The sequence below is a fragment of the Methanobrevibacter sp. genome (genome assembly GCF_045586545.1).
Lineage (GTDB): Archaea > Methanobacteriota > Methanobacteria > Methanobacteriales > Methanobacteriaceae > Methanocatella.
The window spans coordinates 1-23,212 of record NZ_JAZNAN010000131.1; the positions used below are offsets into that span (position 1 = coordinate 1).

24 protein-coding genes and 1 tRNA gene are annotated in these 23,212 nt (G+C 35.6%); 12 read left to right on the plus strand and 13 right to left on the minus strand.

Features of this window, described 5'->3' with window-relative positions:
* The first annotated feature begins 190 nt into the window (after positions 1–190).
* Entirely contained in the window at positions 191–1,057 is an 867-nt protein-coding gene (locus tag ACKI3D_RS09710; RefSeq protein ID WP_407394092.1) for a hypothetical protein, read from the plus strand.
* A gap of 64 nt (positions 1,058–1,121) precedes the next feature.
* On the opposite strand, the gene alaS is transcribed toward ACKI3D_RS09710, so the two are convergent.
* From alaS to ACKI3D_RS09755, 9 genes are all read right to left on the minus strand, one after another.
* Positions 1,122–3,812, minus strand: coding sequence for an alanine--tRNA ligase (alaS, locus tag ACKI3D_RS09715; RefSeq protein WP_407394093.1), 2,691 nt, complete (start codon positions 3,810–3,812; stop codon positions 1,122–1,124).
* Positions 3,813–4,029: 217 nt separating this feature from the next.
* A complete protein-coding gene (gene rpl12p / locus ACKI3D_RS09720; protein ID WP_407394094.1) occupies positions 4,030–4,338 on the minus strand; it encodes a 50S ribosomal protein P1 in 309 nt (102 codons plus the stop codon).
* A 60-nt stretch (positions 4,339–4,398) separates the two neighbouring features.
* Complete coding sequence (locus ACKI3D_RS09725) at positions 4,399–5,412, minus strand: 50S ribosomal protein L10 (protein ID WP_407394096.1); 1,014 nt, start codon at positions 5,410–5,412, stop codon at positions 4,399–4,401.
* Complete coding sequence (locus tag ACKI3D_RS09730) at positions 5,412–6,050, minus strand: 50S ribosomal protein L1 (protein ID WP_407394098.1); 639 nt, start codon at positions 6,048–6,050, stop codon at positions 5,412–5,414. The genes ACKI3D_RS09725 and ACKI3D_RS09730 overlap by 1 nt, the downstream gene beginning before the upstream one ends.
* A 179-nt stretch (positions 6,051–6,229) precedes the next feature.
* Complete coding sequence (locus tag ACKI3D_RS09735; protein WP_407394100.1) at positions 6,230–6,712, minus strand: 50S ribosomal protein L11; 483 nt, start codon at positions 6,710–6,712, stop codon at positions 6,230–6,232.
* Positions 6,712–7,182, minus strand: coding sequence for a transcription elongation factor Spt5 (locus ACKI3D_RS09740; protein ID WP_407394102.1), 471 nt, complete (start codon positions 7,180–7,182; stop codon positions 6,712–6,714). Before ACKI3D_RS09740 ends, ACKI3D_RS09735 begins: the two co-directional genes overlap by 1 nt.
* Before the next feature lie 243 nt (positions 7,183–7,425).
* Positions 7,426–7,605: a protein translocase SEC61 complex subunit gamma gene (locus ACKI3D_RS09745; RefSeq protein ID WP_407394103.1), complete on the minus strand. Its 180-nt coding sequence runs from the start codon at positions 7,603–7,605 to the stop codon at positions 7,426–7,428.
* Between the two features lie 118 nt (positions 7,606–7,723).
* Entirely contained in the window at positions 7,724–8,860 is a 1,137-nt protein-coding gene (gene ftsZ, locus ACKI3D_RS09750) for a cell division protein FtsZ (protein ID WP_407394105.1), read from the minus strand.
* 122 nt (positions 8,861–8,982) lie between these two features.
* Complete coding sequence (locus ACKI3D_RS09755) at positions 8,983–9,555, minus strand: pyruvate kinase alpha/beta domain-containing protein (RefSeq protein WP_407394106.1); 573 nt, start codon at positions 9,553–9,555, stop codon at positions 8,983–8,985.
* 63 nt (positions 9,556–9,618) lie between these two features.
* Here ACKI3D_RS09755 and ACKI3D_RS09760 point away from each other — a divergent pair, with 63 nt between their 5' ends.
* From ACKI3D_RS09760 to ACKI3D_RS09800, 9 genes are all read left to right on the plus strand, one after another.
* Positions 9,619–10,479 carry a coenzyme F420-0:L-glutamate ligase gene (locus tag ACKI3D_RS09760; protein ID WP_407394124.1) on the plus strand — a complete coding sequence of 287 codons (861 nt, stop codon included), beginning with the start codon at positions 9,619–9,621 and terminating at the stop codon, positions 10,477–10,479.
* 118 nt (positions 10,480–10,597) lie between these two features.
* Positions 10,598–12,487 carry a polysaccharide biosynthesis protein gene (locus ACKI3D_RS09765; protein ID WP_407394107.1) on the plus strand — a complete coding sequence of 630 codons (1,890 nt, stop codon included), beginning with the start codon at positions 10,598–10,600 and terminating at the stop codon, positions 12,485–12,487.
* Positions 12,488–12,491: 4 nt separating this feature from the next.
* Positions 12,492–13,691, plus strand: a complete 1,200-nt coding sequence (locus ACKI3D_RS09770; RefSeq protein ID WP_407394108.1) for a DegT/DnrJ/EryC1/StrS family aminotransferase — start codon at positions 12,492–12,494, stop codon at positions 13,689–13,691.
* A gap of 123 nt (positions 13,692–13,814) precedes the next feature.
* Positions 13,815–14,336, plus strand: coding sequence for a transcription factor E (tfe, locus tag ACKI3D_RS09775; protein WP_407394109.1), 522 nt, complete (start codon positions 13,815–13,817; stop codon positions 14,334–14,336).
* Between the two features lie 6 nt (positions 14,337–14,342).
* Positions 14,343–14,837 (plus strand): TIGR00295 family protein, encoded by a 495-nt coding sequence (locus tag ACKI3D_RS09780; protein ID WP_407394111.1) that lies wholly within the window; start codon positions 14,343–14,345, stop codon positions 14,835–14,837.
* Positions 14,837–15,745 carry a DUF5591 domain-containing protein gene (locus tag ACKI3D_RS09785; protein WP_407394113.1) on the plus strand — a complete coding sequence of 303 codons (909 nt, stop codon included), beginning with the start codon at positions 14,837–14,839 and terminating at the stop codon, positions 15,743–15,745. The genes ACKI3D_RS09780 and ACKI3D_RS09785 overlap by 1 nt, the downstream gene beginning before the upstream one ends.
* A gap of 86 nt (positions 15,746–15,831) precedes the next feature.
* Positions 15,832–16,116, plus strand: a complete 285-nt coding sequence (locus ACKI3D_RS09790) for an iron-sulfur cluster assembly protein (RefSeq protein WP_407394115.1) — start codon at positions 15,832–15,834, stop codon at positions 16,114–16,116.
* A gap of 103 nt (positions 16,117–16,219) precedes the next feature.
* A tRNA-Ile gene (locus ACKI3D_RS09795) sits at positions 16,220–16,294 on the plus strand.
* A gap of 142 nt (positions 16,295–16,436) precedes the next feature.
* Positions 16,437–16,952 carry an amino acid-binding protein gene (locus ACKI3D_RS09800; protein WP_407394126.1) on the plus strand — a complete coding sequence of 172 codons (516 nt, stop codon included), beginning with the start codon at positions 16,437–16,439 and terminating at the stop codon, positions 16,950–16,952.
* Here the strand turns inward: ACKI3D_RS09800 and ACKI3D_RS09805 are convergent.
* Positions 16,946–17,221, minus strand: a complete 276-nt coding sequence (locus ACKI3D_RS09805; RefSeq protein ID WP_407394116.1) for a HypC/HybG/HupF family hydrogenase formation chaperone — start codon at positions 17,219–17,221, stop codon at positions 16,946–16,948. The two genes, ACKI3D_RS09800 and ACKI3D_RS09805, sit on opposite strands and share 7 nt — an antisense overlap.
* 77 nt (positions 17,222–17,298) lie before the next feature.
* Here ACKI3D_RS09805 and ACKI3D_RS09810 point away from each other — a divergent pair, with 77 nt between their 5' ends.
* Positions 17,299–18,600, plus strand: coding sequence for an FAD-dependent oxidoreductase (locus tag ACKI3D_RS09810; protein ID WP_407394117.1), 1,302 nt, complete (start codon positions 17,299–17,301; stop codon positions 18,598–18,600).
* A 5-nt stretch (positions 18,601–18,605) separates the two neighbouring features.
* On the opposite strand, the gene ACKI3D_RS09815 is transcribed toward ACKI3D_RS09810, so the two are convergent.
* From ACKI3D_RS09815 to ACKI3D_RS09825, 3 genes are read right to left on the minus strand one after another with little or no spacing between them, the layout of a single operon-like run.
* Entirely contained in the window at positions 18,606–19,655 is a 1,050-nt protein-coding gene (locus ACKI3D_RS09815; RefSeq protein ID WP_407394118.1) for a glycosyltransferase, read from the minus strand.
* A gap of 3 nt (positions 19,656–19,658) precedes the next feature.
* Positions 19,659–20,630 (minus strand): cell wall biosynthesis protein, encoded by a 972-nt coding sequence (locus ACKI3D_RS09820; RefSeq protein WP_407394120.1) that lies wholly within the window; start codon positions 20,628–20,630, stop codon positions 19,659–19,661.
* A 44-nt stretch (positions 20,631–20,674) separates the two neighbouring features.
* The gene (locus tag ACKI3D_RS09825; protein WP_407394121.1) at positions 20,675–21,736 is read right to left on the minus strand and encodes an mRNA surveillance protein pelota; all 1,062 of its coding nucleotides are present in this window, start codon (positions 21,734–21,736) and stop codon (positions 20,675–20,677) included.
* 61 nt (positions 21,737–21,797) lie between these two features.
* Between ACKI3D_RS09825 and ACKI3D_RS09830 the strand changes: the two genes are divergently transcribed.
* Positions 21,798–23,108, plus strand: coding sequence for a prephenate dehydrogenase (locus ACKI3D_RS09830; protein WP_407394123.1), 1,311 nt, complete (start codon positions 21,798–21,800; stop codon positions 23,106–23,108).
* Positions 23,109–23,212 lie beyond the last annotated feature (104 nt).

The window sequence follows — 23,212 nt, forward strand, 5'->3', positions numbered from 1 at the left end:
TTACTTTTGATGTTGCCTTTTAAATCGCCCATAACGCTTCTCCTTTCATAATTTTAATTATTAATCTTAAACAATAGCATTTAGTAAATAATAATAAGAATATCTTTTATTTAAAAAAATAACCTATAAATATTAAAAAATAATAAATCAAATTATAGAATATTAAATTATTTGAAAATGGTGATATAAAATGAAATTAAAAAACATGATAGCAATATTATCAGTAATGTTTGTATTATTGCTTTTCATAGGTGGCGTTTCAGCATCCGAAACCGGGGATTTGATTGCTGAAGAAAATGATTCTAACGCTCCAACCAACGATGCAGTATACGTAAACGTAAATGCAACAAGCAGTGATGATGGTGCATCAAACACAACCAGTGCTGATGACAATAATGCGACTGCAGCTACTGAAGGACAACCTGTTGAAAAAACTGATGCAATGCTGACTGGAAATACAATATTTACTAAAAAATCAAATAAGTATTTCTCATTAGGAGTGGCTACTTTTGATGAAGGTAAAAACAAATTGGTATTTCATAAAAACGTTAAACTAATTGTAAAAGTTAAAGTTGGCAAAAAAACTACAACATATAACGTTAAAACAAACAAAAAAGGCATTGCTAAAATATTCAATGTTAAAAATCTAAAAGTCGGCACTTATAAAGTCAGTGTTAAAGACAATGATACCAAATTCAATGTGAAAGAAAAAGGAAAAATTGCTGTCTACAACAATAAGGTAAAGACCCTTACTCTTAAAATGAACACCTATAAAAAAATCAAAGGGGACATTATGCAAACATTCGTTGAACCTAAAGATGCCCAATATAAAAAAGGAGTCTATGCTGAATGTTATAATGCTAAAAGTCCAATGGATAAACTTCCTCATAAGATTATTGTAAAAGCTAAGTTCTTCTTTAAAAACAAAAAAACCGGAAAAGTAATTTCAAAAACCTATAAAAGTAAAACCGATATCTATGGCTTTTACGAACCTGTGTCAAAATTAATTAAGGGTTACAAACCGATAAAAACAAAAATATACTATTGTTCCATGTAAGAGAATTAACTTTCTCTTATCTTTTTTTATTTTAAAAAAAATAAGAAATAGGATAATAAATATCCTAAATTAAATCTAAAGCTGTGTTAATAGCTTCTTCCATTTTATCTGTATCTTTACCTGCGCCTTGCGCCAGTGTCAAACGGCCTCCGCCGCCTCCACCAAGAACGCCAGCTGCAGTCTTGATAATTTCATTAATCTTAACTCCCTTATCAATTGCAGTCTGTGAAGCCGCACCAACAATATTGCCCTTATTGTTTCCCATAATGACAACGTCGGCTTTTCCATTATCGGTGAAATCAGTTGCCATATTCTGAAGTTCCTTGAAGTCCGCTTCGATTAACTGATGAACAACTTTCAAGCCATTGATTTCATCAAATTCGTCAGCTAAAGCATTCATTTTCAAGGATGCAATTTCTGATTTCAGGCGGTCAATTTCATTTTTCTGTGCTTTCCATTCGCTGAAGAATCTGTCACATGTTCTCGGCAATTGTTCGTTTTCTACCTTAAAGACCCCGGAACTTTCATATAAAAGTTTGGCATCATTCTGCATTGAATCGATTGCTGCAAGGCCTGCTGAGAAATCAATCCTCTCAACACCGTCCTGAACCCTTTCGGTTTTATTGATTTTGATTGGTCCGACAACACCTGTTCTTAGGACATGTGTACCTGCACAGGCCTGAACGTCAACTCCAGGTATTTTGACTACACGAATCATTTTTCCAGGTACGATACCACCTTGGTAAAGCACGAAACCATATAGCTGCTGTGCTTCGTCCCTTGTGTGGAATTTTATGTCCAGATCAATATTGTCCATCACGTATTCATTAGCCAATTTTTCGATTTCATTCAGCTCTTCATGTGTGATACGTTTGTAGTGAGATACATCAATACGTGCCCTTGTAAGTCCGTTTTGGGATCCTGCCTGCCAGATATGTTTGCCTAATACCCTTCTTGCAGCCGCAATGACCAGGTGAGTTCCAGTGTGGTGGCGTGCAAGGGTAATTCTTCTTTCCCAGTCAATTTTACATGTGGCCTTTTCGCCAACTAAGGCATCTGTTATGAATCCATCTATATGATGCAATATGACATTGTTGATTTTTTCAGCATGAGTTACTTTTAATGTAAAGTCAGTAATGGAAACTTCACCTATGTCTGAAGGTTGACCTCCTCCTTCAGGATAAAATGCGGTTTTATCAAAGATTAAACATTGGTCCCCATCCTTTTCGACCATGCCTATAATTTCTGCTTCAAATTCTTGTTGGTAGAAATCTTTATAGAATAATAAATCAGTTTCAGGATAATCAACTTTGAAAGTTTCTTTTTTATTTGTTGTATCTTTCTCATGAGCTCCTGCCACTTGTGTAAAGAAGTTATCCGGAACATTGACTGTAAAGTCATCTCCCGCCATTTCAACTACGGTTTCCGGAGGAATTCCATGGGAATCATATAAATCTATTAACATTTCAAGAGGCATTTCTGATTTGCCTTCTTTTTTAAGTCTTTTAATTGATCTTTTGACAATGCTTCTTCCATTTTTGACGGTTGACGCATATCTTTCCTCTTCCAAGGTGATAATGTTCATGATATGGCCTTCTGAATAACGAATTTCAGGGTAAAATTTGGATAGGAAATCCAATTGTATTGCCATTACCTCAGCAAGAGATTCTTTCATATTCAGTTCTTTCATGAATCTGATGGTTCTTCTTAAAACCAATCTTGCAAGATATCCCTCTTTCACATTGGATGGAATGATGCCGTCTGCAAGCATGAATGCCAGACATCTGGTGTGGTCTGCAATGATGTAGATTGCTTCCATAGGTTCGGCCGCTTTAAGATATTCCTCTAAAGAAAGGTTTAAGCTGTCAGCAACCTGTTGCCTGAGCTCTTTTAAATCCCCAATATCTTCGATATCCATCATTCCTGCAATTTGAGCGTTTCTTCCTTGGATATCTTCATTGATTTCAACACCTGTCAATTCTTTCAATTTGTCAACTACAGGTGCAAAACATGCATCATAGGCTGTTGGGGTTCCCTGTGAAATCCATGCAATACGTTCCAATCCGTATCCTGTATCTACAACTTTGATTGGAATTTCCTTTTTAGATCCATCTTCTAAAGTTTCATATTGGATGAATACCAAGGTTGCAAGTTCCACTCCTCTGCAACAGACTTCATAACATGGCCCTTCGTTACCTCCACCAGCCCACCAGGACTTGATGAAAGTAATCTCTTCAGTATTGATTCCAATGGATTTGAAGAATTCATGACAAAGCCTGATGGTTTCATCTTCCCAATAGATGAAATCGTCTTCCTTGTTAATTACGGTATGGGTTCCCATTGTAAAGCAGGTCATGTGACGGCCTGTTCTTCCCACATTATCAACATCGTTAAGTCTAATGGATGGCTGAGCCATTTCTATTGGATTTGCAGGAGGTTTGACAAGACCTGAAGTAACCCAAGGCTGGAAACAGAAAATGGATGCTCCAACTAAAAATACGTCATCTCTCCATCTTTTGGCCAATACTGGATATCTGTGGACATGTGTGTGTCCTTCACTTTCTAAAAATTCTCTAAAAACTTTTTGGATTTCATATAAATTGTAAGGTTTATCGGTAGCAGGATTTCCAATAAAACCGTACTCATCACACGGAGCGTCTCCACAAGTGTCTCTTTCAACCTGGGAGTAAAACTCCTGTCCGCAAGTTTTACAAGTTTGCTTTTTGTAACCAAGTTCATCAAAAATTTCTACCATATGAATCAGTTTAAATACTTTATTAGTTTATGATATGTTTTTTGTTTAATAAATAATTAATGAAAAATAAGTAGAATAACAAAATTAATGAAAATAATATCAAATTTAATTAGTATGATTATAAAAAAATGAAATTGGTATAAAATAACTACAAAAATCAGTTAACTAGTAAAAAAAATAATAAATAAAAAAAAGAAAGGTGATAGATTTAAAAAATCTATCCGAAGAGACCAGCTAATCCAGCTGCAGCTTCTTCTTCAGTAGCTTCTTCTTCTTCCTCTTCTTCTTCCTCTTCTTCTTCAACAGCTTCAGCTGCTGCAGGTGCTGCTGCTGCAGGAGCAGCTGCTGCCATAGCAGTAGTTTCCATAGCTTCGTCGATGTCAACATCTTCTAAAGCTGCGATTAAAGCTTTGATTCTAGCATCATCAGCATCAATTCCTGCTGCTTCGATAATACTTTTAACATTTTCTTCGTTAATATCTTTTTCTGCACTGTGCAAAATCATTGCCGCATATATATATTCCATGTTATCACCATTAGTTTTTATAAAGTGTTTGTTTGTAAATAAAAATTTTAAATCATAATTTTAGAATAGCAACCCAAACCCAGCTGCTGCATCTTCTTCTTCTTTTTCTTCTTCGTCTATTTCCTCTTCTTCTTCAACTTCTTCAGCTTCTTCTTCTACTACTGGTGCAGCAGCTACTGCAACATTAGAGAGTTTTTCAGCTAATTTGTCACTAATTGCACCTTCGCTATCAGCTACTTCTGATGCTAATGCTAACATCTTAGCTTGTGCTAAACCGATAATTGGTTCTGAAGTTTCAGAGGTCATGATTGCTCCAGCAACACCGACATTAATTGCTCTAGTGTATGCGAGAGTAATGATAGTGGAAATAGTTTTATCAGTAGGAATAGCTGCGTTAACAGATAAATTGAATGCATTTTTGAATGCATTTTGTACGTCAGCTAATGTTTGTTCTTCGTCGATTGCGAGTACGTCAGAAGTATAAACCGCTTCTTCCTCATATACTGCTTTTAAGTCAATACCTACTTCCATCGGATTGATATCCAATCTTGATAAAGTTGCTGCTACAGCCTGAGAAACAACTTCTCCCGCTTCAACAACTACAGTGTCTTTTTGTACTGTGATTTTACCTTTATCAATTTTAGCAGGAATTCCAACTTGTTGCAAGTCCCCTAAAAATGGACCTGGTTCAAATCCGGTGTCCCCTTTAGGAACTACAATATCTTCGACAGCAACAGATCCTGCTTTTGCAGGTGCTGAGGTTTTACTGTCTTCCAATATTTTGTATAACTTGAAAGGATTCATTTCAGTTGCAATGAGTGCAACTTGACCATCCATATGTTCGGACAAGTCTACAATGTTGGCTTTTTCAGCATTACAATCTTCGAAAGCTAAATCGAGGAGGTTTTTCTTGGACATTCTGATAACAGCTTTGCCTTTGAGAGTTCTTCTCATTTCTTGGAGCTGTTTTGCAGGAATGTTCATTAAATCGACGATACCGACAACATCGTATTCGTCAATAATACCTTTTAGCTCTTTAACTTCTTCCTTTTTCCATTCAGCAACATGAGCCATTAGATCACCCTCACTACTGGTCCCATAGTTGTTTTAATAAACATGGACTTAATTTGATTTCTTCCTTTTTCTAAATTGCGGTCCAAGACTGTAAGAACAGTTTCCACATTTTCAGCTATTTCCTCGTCTGACATATCTTGGCTTCCAACAACAACCTGAACACTAGCTTGTTGTTTTACGCCAACTTTAACTGTACTTTGTAATCTGTCTAAGAGAGGATCTAGTTTGATACTTGCTGGCACTGGTTTTGGCATTTTTCCACGAGGCCCGAGAACAGGACCTAAGAATCTACCAACGAGTGGCATCATATCAGCTTGAGCTACAAAGAAATCAACAGAATTTGCAACTTTTTTAGCAGCTTTTCTGTCTTTTCCTAACTCTTCTAAATCTCCTTTGTTAAGTACAGTGTCAAGACCAGCATCTTTAGCTTGAACAATGAGTTCCCCGTCAGCTATGACTCCGATATTAATCTCTTTGCCACGGCCGTTAGGAAGAGTAACTTCCTCATTAAACCTATTTTCTGGCTTTCTGACATCCAAGTCACGGATATTAATAATAACATCCACGGACTCAGTGAAGTTTCTCGGCTTTGATTGTTCTTTTGCCTCCTTCACCGCGTTAACTACATCTTGTGTCATATTCATCCCCCATGAACATTTTCTGCTCATTGGATTTATTTGGTTTCATGAGAATCGATTACAAGAAAAAAATTCTTCAACGATTGCATGAATTAAAAACAGTATATCAATTATAACCGAAATTATAACATCATATACACTGTATTTATTAACTTAATTTTAATTTAACTAAATAATATCTATTCTAATAAGATATCATCATATTCTCCAGCATCTACTGCTTTTTGTGCTTCTCTAGGGTCTTTACCGTCAACAGAAATACCCATACTTACACAGGTTCCCATGATTTCTTTAATACCTTCTTTATAATCATTAGAAAGTAATGAATCGAATTTCATTCTAGTGATTTTTAAAGCAGCCTCAATTGGCAAGTCATTAATAATATCTAAACCTGGTTCGTGAGAAGCTTTTTCGATGCCTAATTCTTCCATGATGAGTGAAGTAGTTGGTGGAGTACCGATTTCAATTTCGAAATCTTTAGTATCTCTGTCAACACTGATGATTACAGGTACTTTCATTCCTGCAAAGTCAGCACTTTTTTTGTTAATTTCTTCTACCACTTGCATCATGTTAATACCGAGAGGTCCTAAAGCAGGTCCTAATGGTGGTCCAGGAGTAGCACTGCCACCTTCGATAAGAACTTCGACTGTATCTTTAGCCATCAGTCAGCCTCCTTTTGAATTATTCTAATTTGATCAGCTTTGACAGTAACCGGAATTGGTACTGCAGCTTCTATTAACTCAAGAACGACTTCTTCACGTGATTCATCAATACGAACCACTTTTGCTCTTTCTCCTTTGAACGGACCAGAAATAAGTTCGACAATACTTCCTTTTTGAATTGAGGAAATAATAGGTTCTGGCTTTAAGAATCTTTTTACTTCTTCAAAGGTAATTCCAACACTGCCTTCAACAACTCCCCTTAAATGTTGTACTTTTAAGTCAGGATTTCTTAAATCTATTTTTGTTGAAGATTCGACTAAGATATACCCTTTTAAAGATTCCGGGACAAGAATTGCAGAAATGCCTATGCCATCTATAGTCTTAGCTTTACGTGCTAAGAGTCTAGCAACATTTCTTTCTTGACCTGCAGAGGTTTTAAGAGCGTATATGGAACTATTAGTATCTTCCATGAAAAATTCACCTATTTTTAAAATTTTTTCTAGTTAATAAAATCATACATTAAGTTAAAAATATTATAAAAGCCCTAATTTTCAAAGAAAAAATATCTTGAAAATAAGATTTCTATAATATCAATATATCTATAAATAATAGTATATAAAAGTTTTTAAAAAACTAGATTTTCAAATAAAATTAAAGCATTACAAAAATTTTATTATAATTTGAGGGATCAAAAAATAAAAGATATGGTTTAATTATAAACCAATTAAAGAACCAATTAAAACAATGATAAATCCAATTACACCGATTACAGCTACACCAAGAGCTGAAATTTTAGCTAATTCAATGTATTCAGTTTTATCTGGTTTTTTTGCAACTTTTAATACTCTTTTACTGTCTTTAATAAACTTATCAATATCTTCTTGAACATTCATTTAAATAACCCTAAAAATTAAAAAATTTGTAAATTATAATAAAATATAGTAATAAAATAATTTATAATCTAAACATTAATAAATGTTTGCATTTTACGAAAAAAATAAAAAGATAAAATTAGAAGATTCCATCAATGAAATCGTCTAATTGATCACTAGTTGTTTCAGATTCCTGTGATTCTTCAGAATCAATGACTTCTGGGACAACATCTGGATTATAATTAGATTTGATACCAGAAACGACCACAGTGGTTCTAACAATATTTTGAAGGCTTTCATCAATTTGAGTACCCCAAATAATGTTAGCTTCAGGATCCAATTTATCAGCAACAACTTGAACAATCTTTTCTGCTTCATGTAAAGTTAAATCAGAACTACCTGATATGTTGACTAAAGCACCAGTAGCATTTGAAATATCAATGTCTAGCAATGGGCTGCTTAAAGCTTCATGTACAGATTCTAAAGCTCTGTCGCCAGATTCTGATTCGCCCATACCAATCATAGCCATTCCAGAGCCACTCATGATACTTCTAATATCTGCAAAGTCTAAACTTACAAGACCTTTCTTAGTAATTAATTCGGTAATTCCTTTTACAGCTCTACCTAATATTTCATCAGATACCATGAACGCTTTGTTTAATGGTAAGTTAGGTGCAACTTCCAATAATTTATCATTAGGGATGACAATAACGGTATCAGCAGCGTCTTGAAGTTTTTCTAAACCTTCTTCTGCATTTTCTCTTCTTTTAATACCTTCTGCAGAAAATGGCATAGTAGCAACAGCAACAGTTAATGCACCTAATTTTTTAGCGATTTTAGCGATGATAGGTGCTGAACCTGTACCGGTTCCTCCACCAAGACCACAGGTCACAAATACCATGTCTGCGCCTTCCAAATTGTCTCTAATCTCATCTTCGCTTTCTTCAGCACATTCTTCACCAACAACTGGATCTCCACCAGCACCTAATCCTTTGGAAGTTTGTCTTCCTAAAAGGATTTTTTTACTTGATTGGCAGTAGAATAAATCTTGAGCATCAGTATTTACTGCGATTGTTGTTGCTCCTTCAATACCCATTTCGTTTAATCTTGAAATGGTGTTGTTTCCTGCTCCACCAGCACCAACAACAAATATATTTGTTTTTACACCTTTAATAATTTCTATTAAATCATCGTCAATGTCTGAAGAGAGTTTTTCAGGAGCTTTCTCTTCCATTCTTTCTTCGGATTCTTTGATTGCATCATCTATAAATTTCACGGATTAACCCCACTATAATCTACTATTAAAATAATTGTTAAATATTTCTATCTTATCTTATATTTAAATGCAACTACTTTTATATAAATATGAAATTTTTGACAAAAATTTTAAAAATATAATTAGTCTCTTGGCATTGCAATAATCTCATGGATTTTCAAATCAAATAGATTTTTTGCATTAACAGGAGTCAAAATAACTGCACTATCAACGCCATGACCTCTTCCGCCAATTGCGATTAATTCTTCGCCAACAGGAATGAGACCTGCATCAGCAGCCATGATTGAGATTTCAGCACCCACTTTAATCCCATGGGAAAACATTCTGAAGGTATCTGCTACAACATCCAAAGGAGAATATCCTCCATACTTATTTGTTACTCCTCTTGCAGCTCCACTGAAAGCGTGGCTTCCGAAGTAAGTTTTAATTCCGACCTTTTCAAGTTTTTCAATCATTTCTTTTGAAATGTCAGGCTCGTTTGGACCGCTGAATCCCATATGGTGGGTGACATTAATTATTTCAACATCATCTCCAACGGCATCATACAACTTCAATGCAGACGCACCGGTTGAAGAGGCTATTATAATCCTTTTAATATCATTAGAAGCTTCTAACTTATCTTTAACAGCTGTAATCAATTCATCAGTGTAATCTTCGCCTTCCTTATCAAAATATGTAATAAATTTTCTAGCCATAACAATCATCCCATAATGATTTAATTATATTTATTATATTGAATTTAAATAAAGATTATTATGGTGAGCGAAGATTTGAAAAATATAAAACATGTAATCAATGGAGATTACATCGTAATTCCAATTGAAACAGGTTACATTAAACCAAATGAAAACCTAGATTCAATTATTAAACCTGCAAAGGAATTGATGGAAGATAATGATTATTTGGTTATAGCTGAAACTCCAATATCCGTGTCCCAGAACAGACTGGTTGATGAGGCCGATTACAAACCCTCCCTAACTGCCAAATTCTTAACAGTAGTCTGGAGCAAATATCTCTGGGGATATGTTTTAGGACCCCTTTTAGGAATTAAGGAACGTACAATAAAAAACTTGAGAAAGCTTCCAAAAGAAACTTACGCTCACAAGGAAGTGGTACTGCAGTTATACGGCCTCAAGCATGCATTGAAACCTGCTTCAGAAGCGGGAATAGATTTAAGCAATGCCCCTGGAACCTGCGTTTCCCTTCTTCCCGAAAACCCTGGACAAGTTGCAAAGGACATTAAAAATGAAATCGGGAAGGATGTCTGCGTGCTGATTATCGATACTGATGCGACTTACATGAAAAACGGAAAATATTTCACTGCCCTTCCAATTGCCATCGAAGGGATTGATGCTGACAACGGCTTTTTTGGATATGTGAAGGGGCAGTTGTCTGAAAATATGGGATCAACCCCGCTTGGATGCAGCGAAAAGATTGATGTGGAAACTGCATTAAAAATAGCTAACATTGCTGAAGATTATCAAAAATCCTTATCTACCGAAATGAAAACCATCCATAGTGTCAAAGAGGTTTTAGGCACTGAATTTGATGAAGTCACAATTGAAGATTTGGATTCGATTACCCATACCCCTGCCGTGATTATTAGAAAAGCTCACTAAATTAAAAAAAAAATTGAAAATAAAGAAATCTAAACAAAATCTATTTTTAAAGAATAATTTTATATTAAGTATTTTACATAGATAATTAATGTTAAATTAATTTAAAGGATGAAATTTAATGAATGTTGATAGTCTTGGAAAATATAGGAATATTTTACTGCCCCTAATGGATTGCTTTTGTGTTGTATTAGGGTATTATCTGATGTCTGTGCTGATTACCGATTCGTTTCTAATGAATCCTACAAGTGCAGTAACCAGACAGGAAATTTTAATAAGCATTGTACTTGCAATAATTGTCCTGCAGATTGTATTCAGACTGACAAAAAGATATTCACGCATCATCAGATACGAAAATAACCAAGACTACTTCATGTACATCCTTCTTTCAATATTATCACTAATAATCGTGTCCGTGATTGAAGAGCTCGTATTGCATATGAAAAATCCTTCAATCAAGCTTAATTTGGCCGTTGGATTATTAATCGGTTTTCTTATTGTTGTCTATCGTTTGGTAATCAGATATGCATTATTATCCGACATTGCCAATAAGGGAATAAACTATACTGATGAAAATCAGGAAAGGTTATTAATTATCGGTGGGGGTTACTCTGCCAACGACATTATCAAAACCTTAAAATCCACTTTGAAAGGAAAATATGACATTGTCGGAATCATTGACGACAATGAAAAACGTATGGGCTATTCAGTATCCGGCGTGAAAATTATCGGTACCAGAAACGATATCGAAAGAATCTGTGAGGAAAACAAAATCGATTCAATCTTCTTTACAATCGTAAATATCGACCAGGAAAACAAAAAGGAAATCCTTGAAATTTGTAACAGAACAAAAGCCAAGGTCAAAGTTCTTCCGGGATTAAGGGAACTTATTTCCGAAGAAAACCTGTACAGTAGCTTAAGGGATGTTGAAATTGAAGACTTGCTCGGCAGAGACCCTGTTGAGCTTGACAACAACAACATCAAAAGCCTGATTAAGGACAAAGTCGTTTTAGTTACTGGTGGAGGAGGATCAATCGGTGAAGAGCTTTGCAGACAGATTATGCTTCACAACCCTAAACAACTTTTAATGCTTGACATCTATGAAAACAGCCTATATGACATAGAGCAAGAGCTCAAAAGAAAATATCCAACTGAAGACATCAAAGCAATCATTGCAAACATCAGGGATGAAGAAAGGATATTTGAATTGTTTGAAGAATTCTCCCCTGAAATCGTATTCCATGCAGCGGCACATAAGCACGTTCCGCTGATGGAAAACAATCCGACCGAAGCGATTAAAAACAATATATTCGGAACATATAACCTTGTAAATGCCTGCGACAAATACAATGCAAAACGTTTCATTTTAATCTCAACCGATAAGGCTGTTAATCCGACAAATGTTATGGGAGCCACTAAAAGAGTGTGTGAAATGATTATTCAGGCAAAGGATAAGGAAAGCAACACCGAATATGTGGCCGTTCGTTTTGGAAATGTTTTAGGAAGCAATGGTTCCGTAATACCGTTATTCAAAAAGCAGATTGCTGCCGGAGGTCCTGTTACCGTAACCCACAAAGAAATCACAAGATTTTTCATGACAATACCTGAAGCTGTAGCTTTGGTTTTACAGTCCATAACCTATGCAAAAGGTGGAGAAATCTTTGTTTTGGATATGGGCGAACCGGTCAAGATTTATGATTTGGCAAAAAGTTTGATTGAATTATCCGGTTTGACCCTCGGAAAAGACATTGATATTGAAATTACCGGCTTAAGGCCTGGAGAAAAGTTATATGAAGAACTATTGATGAATGAGGAAAACCTTGAAGAAACCGAACATGACAAAATCTTCATTACCGAACCGATGGACTTTAGCATGGAAGACATTGAAGTAAAATTGGATGCATTTAGAGAAATCATAGATAACGAAATTACCGATAAACAAATAATCAAAGACACATTCAAAAAACATGTTCCTACTTACAGAGAACCTGAAGAAGTAAACGGAGAGTAAAAAAATGAATATACCCTTTTCCCCACCTGATATAACCGAAATCGAAATTGAAGAAGTAATAGCTGCATTAAAATCCGGATGGATTACAACCGGACCTAAAACAAAGGAATTTGAAAGGCTAATCACAGAATATTGTGGCAGCGACAAAACTGTATGTCTAAGCGCAGCCACTACAGCTATGGAAATGACTTTACGTTTATTGGGCATCGGAGAAGGTGATGAAGTGATTGTGCCTGCATATACATATACTGCAACCTGCAGCGTAATATGTCATGTTGGAGCCACACCCGTAATGGTTGACAGCCAAATCGGCAGGGAAGAAATGGACTATGACTTGATGGGTGAAGCAATCACCGATAGAACAAAAGCCATTATGCCTGTGGACATTGCAGGAATCCCATGCGATTATGACAAAATATTTGAAGTTATTGATGCCAAAAAGGAATTGTTCAGTCCAAATAATGATATCCAAGAAGCTTTTGGAAGAGTTATCGTATTGGCCGATAGTGCTCATGGTTTTGGAGCAATTCAAAACGGCAAAAAAGCGGGAACTCTTGCCGACTTTACCTGTTTTTCATTCCATGCCGTTAAAAATCTGACAACCGCCGAAGGTGGAGCGGTAACCTGGAATGCACATGACGGAATAGATTCAGAAAAATTATATAAGCAACTGCAAATTCTCTCCCTTCACGGCCAAACCAAGGATGCGCTTGAGAAAACCCAAAAGGGATCCTGGGAATATGATATTCTGCTTCCTGCATACAAGTGCAACATGACTGATGTTCAGGCGGGAATCGGTCTTGGACAGTTATCCAGATATGGATCCCTACTTGAAAGAAGACATGAAATCGTTAAAAGGTATGAAGAAGGATTTGAAGGCACTAGAGTAATTACTCCTAAACATGTCTGTGAAAACTACATTTCTTCAGGACATCTTTACTTAACCAGACTTAAAGATATCTCTCTAGAGCAAAGAAATGAGATTATAATAAAAATGGAAGAAAAAGGAATCAGTACAAACGTCCATTACAAACCTCTTCCAATGCTGACCGCTTATAAGAATTTAGGATTTAAAATTGAAGATTATCCTAACGCATATAATCTGTTTGAAAATGAAATAAGCCTTCCAATATATTCCACATTAACGGATGAGGAAGTGGATTACATCATTGAAAACCTATTGGAAATTTTAAAAGAATATTAGATATATTTTTATAATATAAAATACATAATTATATATCGATTTTAAATCTTATATCATAATTTAAGTTATTTTTTTATTCTTCAAAATGATAATTTGATTTTAATAAGTTTTAGGGGAAATTAAATGATAGATGATCCATTAGTAAAACAATTATTAACTACTGTTGTCGAAACTGAAGACAATTTACCTATTGTTGAAGCATTAAACGATGGTATTGAAACTGATGAAGAAATTGCTAATAAAACTGGAATTAAATTAAATATTGTTAGGAAAATACTTTATAAACTATATGACATGGGATTAGCAAGTTATAAAAGAAGTAAAGACCCTGAAACCCAATGGTTTACTTATTCCTGGAAATTTGAAAAGGATGAAGTAATTAATCGAATTATCAAAGATTCTGAAAATTATTTGACTATGCTCAATGAAGAATTGGATCGTGAAGAAAACAATATGTTTTTCGTGTGCCCTCAAGGCCATGCCAGACTTGATTTTGACGACGCATCCGACTATGAATTCATGTGCCCTGCATGTGGAGATGAGTTAGAATTCCAAGACAATGAGGAAGTTATAGCTCAAATAAAAGAAGACATTGAAATGGTTGAAAGTAATTTCAAGTCATTTACCGAAAAAAACAAAAGCTAGATGAAAATGGAACTTGAATTGCTTGAAAAGGTAAATACGCCTGAAAATGTTATAGCTCATTGTAAAGCAGTTTGTAAAAAAGCTATGGAAATAGCTTCTAATTTTGATAATGTTGATAAAGACCTTATAAGAAAAGGCGCCCTATTGCATGATATAGGTAGATCCAAGACACATGGAATTACCCATGCAATTGAAGGAGTTGAAATTGCAAGGGAATATGGCTATTCACAGGATGTTTTGAATATTATTGAAAGGCATATCGGAGCTGGAATTACCGAAGAGGAAGCCGTGAGCCTCGGACTTCCCAAAAAATCCTACATTCCACAAACCCTTGAAGAAAAGATTGTGGCTCATGCCGATAATTTAATCAGCGGCACAAAAGAAGTAGACCTTGATTTCGTCATTGAAAAATGGAGACGAAACATCAAGGATAGCGATGACAATATTAAAAGATTGATTGAACTCGATGAAGAACTAATTAAAGCATTTGAGGTAGAATAATGAAAGTGATATGTTCAAGTGAAGAGTCCCTATATCGCCCTGAAGCGGTAAGATGGAGACAAAGAATGGAAATGATGGAACCTCTCGGAGATACTGTTGTCTTATTGCCTTGCAGTATGAAAAAACCTTATTCCAATTCAAAATCACATCAGAAATTCAGAAAATTGACAAGATCATTTCAGGAGCTCATTGTTACTTCCCCTTTTGGAATCTGTCCAAGGGAACTGGAAAATACATTCCCTATTCAATCTTATGACGTAAGTACAACCGGTTCATGGTCACAGGATGAAATTGAAGAAACCGGCAAACTTATTGCACAATACTGTGAAGGCAAAACCATTGTAGCCAACCTGGCTGGAGGCTATTTGGAATCTTTGCAAGCCTATGTCGATGATTTTATTAATGTCTGTGAAGATGGCCGGCCAACTTCACCTGATTCACTTTATAATTTAAGAATGGAACTTAAGAACCATCAAAGAATTAACAGAAGAGAAAAAGTATTGCATGGGCTTAAGTCAATTGCTAAGTTCCAGTTTGGCGAGAATGGAGATAAGTTCATTCCAGACAATGTGAAAACTAAAGGAATGTATCATAAAAGGATTTTATCTGATGGAAAGCAATTGGCATTATTAAATAAAGATTACGGTTTATACAGATTAAATTTGCCTGGTGGAGAAATCCTGAAGGATTTGAAAATCAATACTGTTGAAATTGATTTCGACCTAACCACAAATACCGTTTTTGCACCAGGAATCGTAAAAGCATCCCCAAATATTATTCCAAATGATGAAGTGGTCGTTGTTCGTAACGATGCCGTTGTAGGTGTCGGGAAAGCAATAATGACCGGTTGTGAGATGGAAGAATGTTCAAATGGGATTGGTGTGAAAATTAAACATAGAGTTAAATGATTTTCTTACCAAAAGTTCAAAAAAATAACAATGTTTATAAATGACATTGTAAATATTAATAAATACAAATTATAGGAGACTGATTAATGTCTGAAGATTTAGTAAATGATATTAAAGAGGCTGTTTCTGTAATTAATGACCCTCACATGGGCGTAAGTATTGTAGAAATGGGCATTGTACAAAATATTACCGTTGAAGGTGATCAAGCTGAAATTATCCTTAAACCAACCAACCCAGGTTGTATGAGTATCACACGTATCGCTGCTGATGCAAAAATCAGAGCTGAACAAGTTGAAGGTATTGAAAAAGCAAAAATTATCGTTGAAGGACATGCAATGGCTGACTCCATCAACGAAATGATTAATAGATGAATTTTAAAAAATCTTATTTAATTCTATATATAACCGAAACAGTTATATATAGTAATTAATATAAGTATAAGTGTTGACAGTTAACTGTCGTGTTTATTTTTATAGGCTAGTGGCACAGCATGGTTAGCGCGCTCGGCTGATAACCGGGAGGTCGTGGGTTCGAATCCCATCTAGCCTACTTCTGACTATTTTTATTGATTTTAACCCTTACATGACAACTTTATCTAAAAATTACTAATTTTAGAAATTTTAAAATAATTTTTCAAAATAAATATATACTATATTCAACAAAAAATAACTTGAATGTACAAAAAGTTGGAATAGTGATACAAATGTGGGAAAGAATTAATGAAAAATTCAAAAAGTACCCTGCAAGAATGAGAGTTGCGGAAAAAATGATTGAACTTGGACTGTCTTTAAGTGAAGACGGCAAGATTTATTGCGGTAATTTAAAAATTAGTGATAAGGCATTGGCAAACGCTGCAGATGTAGACAGACGAGCTATAAAATCAACAATTGACATTATAAAAGAAGACGATGAATTATATAACCTTTTCAGCAATATCATTCCTGCCGGAACCCTTCTAAAAAACATTGCAAAAAATCTGGAATTGGGCGTTATTGAAATTGAAGTCGGATCCCACAGCGAAGGAATACTTGCCCACACAACAAAATTAATATCAGAAAAAGGAATCGGAATAAGACAGGCTTATGCCGAAGATACCGAACTTCAAAGGACTCCTTTATTGACAATCATTACCGAGGAGCCTGTTGAAGGGGATTTAATAAATGAATTTCTAAAAATAAAAGGAGTAACAAGAGTATCAATCTACTGATTCTCATCAGCCATTCTTGCCATTTCCATTTCTTTATCTTCTTCTTCAAGAACTTCTAAAAGTTCTTCCCAAGCTTCTAAAGATTCTTTAGCAGCTTCTTCACTTAATTTTTCAATTGCATAACCAGCATGGATTAAAACATAATCTCCTACTTCTACTTCAGGTAAAAGATCTAATTTTGCTTGTTGTCTTGCTCCACCGAAGTCAGCATATAACCAATTGTCTTCCCTATTAATCTCAACAACTTGAGCAGGCGCTGCAATACACATAATCTCATCTCCAAAATTTAATATATATAATAAATTAAAAGTTAGTATTATATAAAACTATCTAAAAGAGGTATAAAATGAAGAATATAGTCATTGGTTCTGGACCTGCAGGAAGATTAGCTTCAATAGAGCTTGGAAAACTTGGCAAAGATGTTACTTTAATCGAAAAAAATCATATAGCCGGTACTTGTCTAAATGAAGGGTGCATGGTAATTTGCGCATTAACCGACATTACAAAATTCATTGATGAAAATAAAAGATTCAACAATTATGGATTCATTAAAAGCCAGCTTGAAGTATCCTATGATAAAATAGTTGAAAAAATAGTTGAAACACAAGAATTTCTCAGAAAACTAAATCAGATGGAAAATGAAAGTTTTGGAAATGAGATAATCTATGGCGAAGCCAGCATTGAAGATGAAATCATTAAAGTGAATAATGAAAGCTTCGAATATGATAATCTGCTCATAGCTACCGGAGCCCGGCCTTTTATACCTGATATCCCTGGTGCCGAGTTTGGTCTTACCAATAAGGATATTCTAAAGCTTGACGATGTTCCTGAAAAATTAAACATTATTGGAGGAGGCATAATAGCCGGTGAAATAGCTAATATTTACTCAACATTAGGCAGTGAGGTAAATGTTCTTGCAAGAAGCCAATTTTTAAAAGAGCTCAATCCCGAAACCAAAAGATATGTTTTAGAAAAAATTATTCCTGAAGTTAATATTTATGAAGGCGTTAATGTTGTTGAAGCCTTTAAGGATAAGGTTTTAACTGATGACAATGAAGAATTTGAAGGAATCCCATTTTTTGCAACCGGCAGAACACCGAACAGTGAAATTGCTGATGGAATTGTTGAGCTAAACCCTGACAGAACCATAAAAGTTAATGAAATGATGAAAACCAATGTGGAGAATATATATGCCGCAGGCGATGTTACTGGAGGATATCAACTAACACCGGTAGCTAGAATGGAGGGCATCACAGCTGCAAGGAATATGGCAGGATATTCAAATAAAGTAAGCTACAATTGCATTCCTCAAACCTTAAGTTTTAACATGGAAGTGAGTTTTGTCAAAAATGAAAAATCAACATGCAGCGATGAAGATAAGGCAAAAATTTCATTACCCGGAATCGGCGGACCGGGCGCATTCTGGAATATACTGACTGGAGAAACAGGTTATACGGAAGTTGAATTCGATAAGGCTAAAAACAAGTTGAATAATATTAATCATATCTCCCCATCCTCTGTAAGCGATATAGCATACCTATCCTACTTAATGAGAATGGATTATGATTTGGATGACTACGGGGAATTTTTAGAAATTCATCCATCTACAGATACAAACTACAAAATTATAAAAAACATGTGGCTATAATGCCACTATTTCAATCTTTTTAACATGTCATCTGCCAAATCATCAGCGGCTGATGCACATTGCCTACCATAAACAATAGCATTTTTTTGAAGTGAATCATAGTTTTTGAAAGCTTCATCAATACTTTTGCAGACATCTTCCACTTCAGATTCAATCATTGCCCCCTTAAATACTCCAGCCATATTCTGGTATCTTCCCCATTTGACCTTAGTAAGGGCGATGATTGGCTTTTCGCAAATGAAAGCCTCTTCAAGGGATACTCCATCATCAGTCAAAACTGTCAAATCAACGAATTTGAATAGATGATTAATCCAATCGATATATCCCGCATATATTATCTTTTCCTCATCGATTAACTCGTAATATTCCTCATTATGAGGAAGACCTACTAAAACAAGATTGTATTCATCAGTTTCGTTTGCCACCAAGTTAATCGCATCAATCATGCCTTTAAAAATGGTTGATCCTGATGAAAATGCAATTGTCTTTTTGTTTTCATCAAAATTAGGGAATTCTTTCAATTTTTCAAGTGCGATGCCTGCATCACCGTCACCGATATCCGGCGCCAATGGATAAAATGCCTTCTGCATATTATCGGGAAGAGTTTCCCATCTGAATTTGTCCAATTCCGGCCAGACATAACAATGATTGAATTTTGGGCAAACCGCAGAATCCAGAGGTGTTGAAACGCAGGAAAATGCAGGTTTTCTTGCAAATTTTGCGCCCAATGATGCGACAATAGCTCCACCACCCAAGACTCCAACAACAAAATTTACATTTAATTTTTTGATAAGTCTTCTTGCCTTAAAAGTAGCGACGAATAATTTAACTCCGCCTTTTAATGCAGATAATTTGGTAGCGGAATGGCCTCCGGCATGTGGAACAGATATCTTATGCCATTTGTAGCCGTTTTTTTCAAATAAAGAACCATGAGCGGATGCATCCAATGCAACTTCGCAGACAACTCCTCTTTTTTCAAGTGCCCTCATCGCATTTAGAGCAGCCATTGCATCACCACCCAATCCTCTTCCAGTGACAATGAATAACGCTTTCATAAATTATCCTCCTTTCTCTAATCTTGGTATTTTCTTTTTTTGATGAGGAAGGAATTTTTTTGGATGGTTTACATATGGGTTATATAATAATCTTCTAAAACCTAAAGAGATTAATAAAGGATTTCTAACTTCATATTGCCTGTCTTCCAAAAACCATTTTCTAAGTAAGTCTCCAAGCCCTCCGCCGGTTAGAACATCCATGAAGAAATCGCCGAATGTTGGATCCAAGATTCCTAATTGCTGCCTGAAGAATACTCTTAAATTATTTCTTCTGACAAATGCGATTAAAGCAGTGGTTATGACTCCAAGTACAAGAACCCCTACCAATCCTCCGGCTATATAGAATGCAATTCCCAAAGCAACACCGAATGTGTGATTTCCAACTTCACCCAACATGATTTTTCCAGCAAAATCAAGCGGGGAGTAGGCTAAACATACAATGAATATTAACAATGGGGTGTAAACTGCCGGCAATTCACCAGCCATCGGTGAACCGACAATCAACATGACAATAACGGTTATAATTGACATTAACATTGTAACCATACATGTGGACCCCGGCTGCATATCTGAAATATTAAGCGGCTGGACCATGAGCGCAATGAAAATTGAAGAAACGCCCATTCCTTGAACAATACCTGCAATCATGACTAAAAAGATTCCAATGCCTCTAGAAAGCTGACCCCATTCAATACCTAAGGGGATACATTTTTTTCTTCCTAAAATATCGTCGATTAATGCAAAGATACCAATAATCAAAACAAGCGCATTATGTCCAGGCAACATGTAAAAGGACAAAATGACAAATGGCACTATACCTACTGCACGAGGAATTCCTCCCCTAACATTCGGATATAAATTACCAAGATATCCTCTTTTTCCAAAGAACCTGAAAATAATATCTAAAATAGCAGTACCTATTGCAGATAAAATAAAAACAAATAAAAATGCAAGAATAATCGACGAATAATACATTTTAATCACTTATTATAATTTTTAAAAATTATATTATATAAATATTAAGCAATTTCATACCTTAAAATTGCCGCCATACCACCAAGGGCTTCAAGCTGTTTTCCGCCTTCATGCTCACTGCTTATGACCATTACTTCCCCTTTCATATTTTCAACCATGTCCATGTCTTCGCCCATGTCTTCATCTGCAATCTTGGTGTCCAATATCAAAAGCTGGCTTACTGCACCTAAAGTGATTGCTTTTTTGGTTTCCTTAATTCCATAAGCGACTTTGGAGGAATTTTTGGCTATTTCAGTAAGAAGATTATCAACGGCCGCCATCTCGATGGCAACCCTATTCTCAGAGGTCAATTTCTCAACAGTGCCTTTCTTTAAGACCTCGCTGATTCCATTGCGTCCGCCGGAACCTGTCGCTTCAATGATGGCTATTTTAGCAAGGTCAGGATGTTTGTCTTTAAGGTAATCATAAAAGTCATTCTTTACAAAGCCCGGTCCGGCAATAACGATGTTCTGGATTGAATCGAATTTGGTTATTGATTCTATGACCTTTTCATAAAACTGGATGATGTTTTTCTGCCTGTTCTTGTCAACTATCCTTTTACCTGAAACATGGCCCTTAATAGGACCATAATATTCAATTCCGAATTGCCTCATAAGGCCGATTCTTGCGGTATCATCCTCCAAAACCACAATTATCGCAGACAATTTTTTTGAAGCTTCGATAGCCTGATTGAGTCTTTTTATTGCCCAATTCGGCCACCTTTCCTTTTTGATGGTTATTGGAGTGTTGAGCTTGACTTCCAAAGTATGGTGGGACCCAAGAGGAATCAGATCTTCGGGACCCCTTGTAATTACTCCGGTCAATCTCAATTTTCCAGTGAATAAATGAAAAGAAATATTTTCTACATCCAAACCCAAATAGAATGTTTTCTTAACTCCCCTATCGCTTCTAAGCTTATCACCAGTATTGTCCTGTATACGTCTGGTTGTTTTAGAGGAGGCATTGTCTCCGACTTCTACAATATGGGAGAGATGCCACAAATCATCCAGGGTTTCGGGGACTATTTCCACAATACCTTCCTTTTCATCTTCGTTTATAATTTTCATAATTTTCACAATAACTTTTCTTGTTAATAATTTATATATTGTTTCCAATCTAATATTAATAATGGTAAAAATGAATGTTGGAATTATTGGAGGTAGTGATGGACTTGGAAAAACTCTCATCTACTACTTCAGAGATGACTTTGATGTGTATATAACCGGACGTAACCATAAGAAAGGCAAACAGGTAGCTAAAGAATTGGATGTGAACTATATCGAATCCAATGCGGGATTGGCCAATATCAGCGACATGGTGATAATTGCCGTGCCTATGCAGCATACCTGCGATGTCATCCGTGAAGTTGCGCCGTTTATGAAAGCCGGTTCAGTGATGGTCGATGTGACTTCCGTTAAGGAGGAGCCTACCAAGACAATGGCTGAAGTATTGCCCGAAACAATCGAATATATTCCAACACACCCTGTTTTCGGTCCAAGAACAACCAGACTGGACAATCAGGTCATTGTTTTAACCGCAGATAAGAAAGGAAAATGGTATGATAAGGTCTACAAATATCTGGAAAGCAAAAACATGAGAATCATTGAAACCACAGCCGAAAAGCATGATTTCATGATGAGCATTGTCCAGGTTTTGACTCATTTCTCATTTATCTCAACCGCTTCTGCAATTGAAAAGCTGAAAGTCGATTTGAATGAAACCGAAGACTTTGAAAGTCCAATCTACAATCTTATGATTGATATGATTGCACGTATCGTTTCACAGAATCCATACCTGACATATAATATCCAGTCCATGAACAATAACGGACCACATATCAGAAATACCTTTGCGGATGCAGTTCTGGAACTAAGAGACGTCATCAATTCTGGAGATGACGAGAAGTTCGTTGAAATAGCTATCGATGCAACAAAGCATATGGGAGATATCAAAAACGCATTGGGTAGGAGTGACAAGGCAATCGGCGCTTTGAATTACGAATATGGCATATTATATGAGTCCATTGGCCAGGAAGTTGGTCTGAAACATATCTATTCAGGAAAAATCCATGTAGGCATTCTCGAAAGTTTAGACAACAAAACTGCCGTGCTGAAAGACGGAAATAAAGTTAAGAAACTTCGCATAGCAAACATCAGGATATTGCTTCCAGAAGAGCTACACCAGTGGAAAATTGAAAATTCAAATACCCTGACAAAATCCATCAGCTGCGTATTTCCGAAAAATGTCCATGTCGAAACAATTCAAAATACAGTATTGAATATCAACAATATAATTGATATTAAACTTACTGACGCCTATAACGGACCTCAAATCGATGATAAGTTTATCAGCCTAACATTTGAAGTGACTGCACTTGAAAAAAGCGACATTGAAAATGTTATAAAATTATTCACCGGATTTGGTGGAGTTATAAGATAATTGTTTTAAATCATGCGAACAAATATTAAAGTGTCTAAAAGTAATTAAATTTTTAAATTCAATATAACACTTTAATTTCTACTATTTTTATAAAATTTAAATTT

What these genes read in the sequence shown, in the direction of transcription:
- ACKI3D_RS09765 (WP_407394107.1), top strand. Translation starts at nt 10,598, where the DNA reads ATGAATGTTGATAGTCTTGGAAAATATAGGAATATTTTACTGCCCCTA.
- rpl12p (WP_407394094.1), bottom strand. Translation starts at nt 4,338, where the DNA reads ATGGAATATATATATGCGGCAATGATTTTGCACAGTGCAGAAAAAGAT.
- ACKI3D_RS09710 (WP_407394092.1), top strand. Translation starts at nt 191, where the DNA reads ATGAAATTAAAAAACATGATAGCAATATTATCAGTAATGTTTGTATTA.
- tfe (WP_407394109.1), top strand. Translation starts at nt 13,815, where the DNA reads ATGATAGATGATCCATTAGTAAAACAATTATTAACTACTGTTGTCGAA.
- ACKI3D_RS09790 (WP_407394115.1), top strand. Translation starts at nt 15,832, where the DNA reads ATGTCTGAAGATTTAGTAAATGATATTAAAGAGGCTGTTTCTGTAATT.
- ACKI3D_RS09820 (WP_407394120.1), bottom strand. Translation starts at nt 20,630, where the DNA reads ATGTATTATTCGTCGATTATTCTTGCATTTTTATTTGTTTTTATTTTA.
- ACKI3D_RS09810 (WP_407394117.1), top strand. Translation starts at nt 17,299, where the DNA reads ATGAAGAATATAGTCATTGGTTCTGGACCTGCAGGAAGATTAGCTTCA.
- ACKI3D_RS09735 (WP_407394100.1), bottom strand. Translation starts at nt 6,712, where the DNA reads ATGGCTAAAGATACAGTCGAAGTTCTTATCGAAGGTGGCAGTGCTACT.
- ACKI3D_RS09745 (WP_407394103.1), bottom strand. Translation starts at nt 7,605, where the DNA reads ATGAATGTTCAAGAAGATATTGATAAGTTTATTAAAGACAGTAAAAGA.
- ACKI3D_RS09725 (WP_407394096.1), bottom strand. Translation starts at nt 5,412, where the DNA reads ATGGCTCATGTTGCTGAATGGAAAAAGGAAGAAGTTAAAGAGCTAAAA.
- ACKI3D_RS09805 (WP_407394116.1), bottom strand. Translation starts at nt 17,221, where the DNA reads ATGTGTATTGCAGCGCCTGCTCAAGTTGTTGAGATTAATAGGGAAGAC.
- ACKI3D_RS09825 (WP_407394121.1), bottom strand. Translation starts at nt 21,736, where the DNA reads ATGAAAATTATAAACGAAGATGAAAAGGAAGGTATTGTGGAAATAGTC.
- ACKI3D_RS09830 (WP_407394123.1), top strand. Translation starts at nt 21,798, where the DNA reads ATGGTAAAAATGAATGTTGGAATTATTGGAGGTAGTGATGGACTTGGA.
- ACKI3D_RS09780 (WP_407394111.1), top strand. Translation starts at nt 14,343, where the DNA reads ATGGAACTTGAATTGCTTGAAAAGGTAAATACGCCTGAAAATGTTATA.
- ACKI3D_RS09730 (WP_407394098.1), bottom strand. Translation starts at nt 6,050, where the DNA reads ATGACACAAGATGTAGTTAACGCGGTGAAGGAGGCAAAAGAACAATCA.
- alaS (WP_407394093.1), bottom strand. Translation starts at nt 3,812, where the DNA reads ATGGTAGAAATTTTTGATGAACTTGGTTACAAAAAGCAAACTTGTAAA.
- ACKI3D_RS09785 (WP_407394113.1), top strand. Translation starts at nt 14,837, where the DNA reads ATGAAAGTGATATGTTCAAGTGAAGAGTCCCTATATCGCCCTGAAGCG.
- ACKI3D_RS09755 (WP_407394106.1), bottom strand. Translation starts at nt 9,555, where the DNA reads ATGGCTAGAAAATTTATTACATATTTTGATAAGGAAGGCGAAGATTAC.
- ACKI3D_RS09770 (WP_407394108.1), top strand. Translation starts at nt 12,492, where the DNA reads ATGAATATACCCTTTTCCCCACCTGATATAACCGAAATCGAAATTGAA.
- ACKI3D_RS09815 (WP_407394118.1), bottom strand. Translation starts at nt 19,655, where the DNA reads ATGAAAGCGTTATTCATTGTCACTGGAAGAGGATTGGGTGGTGATGCA.
- ACKI3D_RS09740 (WP_407394102.1), bottom strand. Translation starts at nt 7,182, where the DNA reads ATGGAAGATACTAATAGTTCCATATACGCTCTTAAAACCTCTGCAGGT.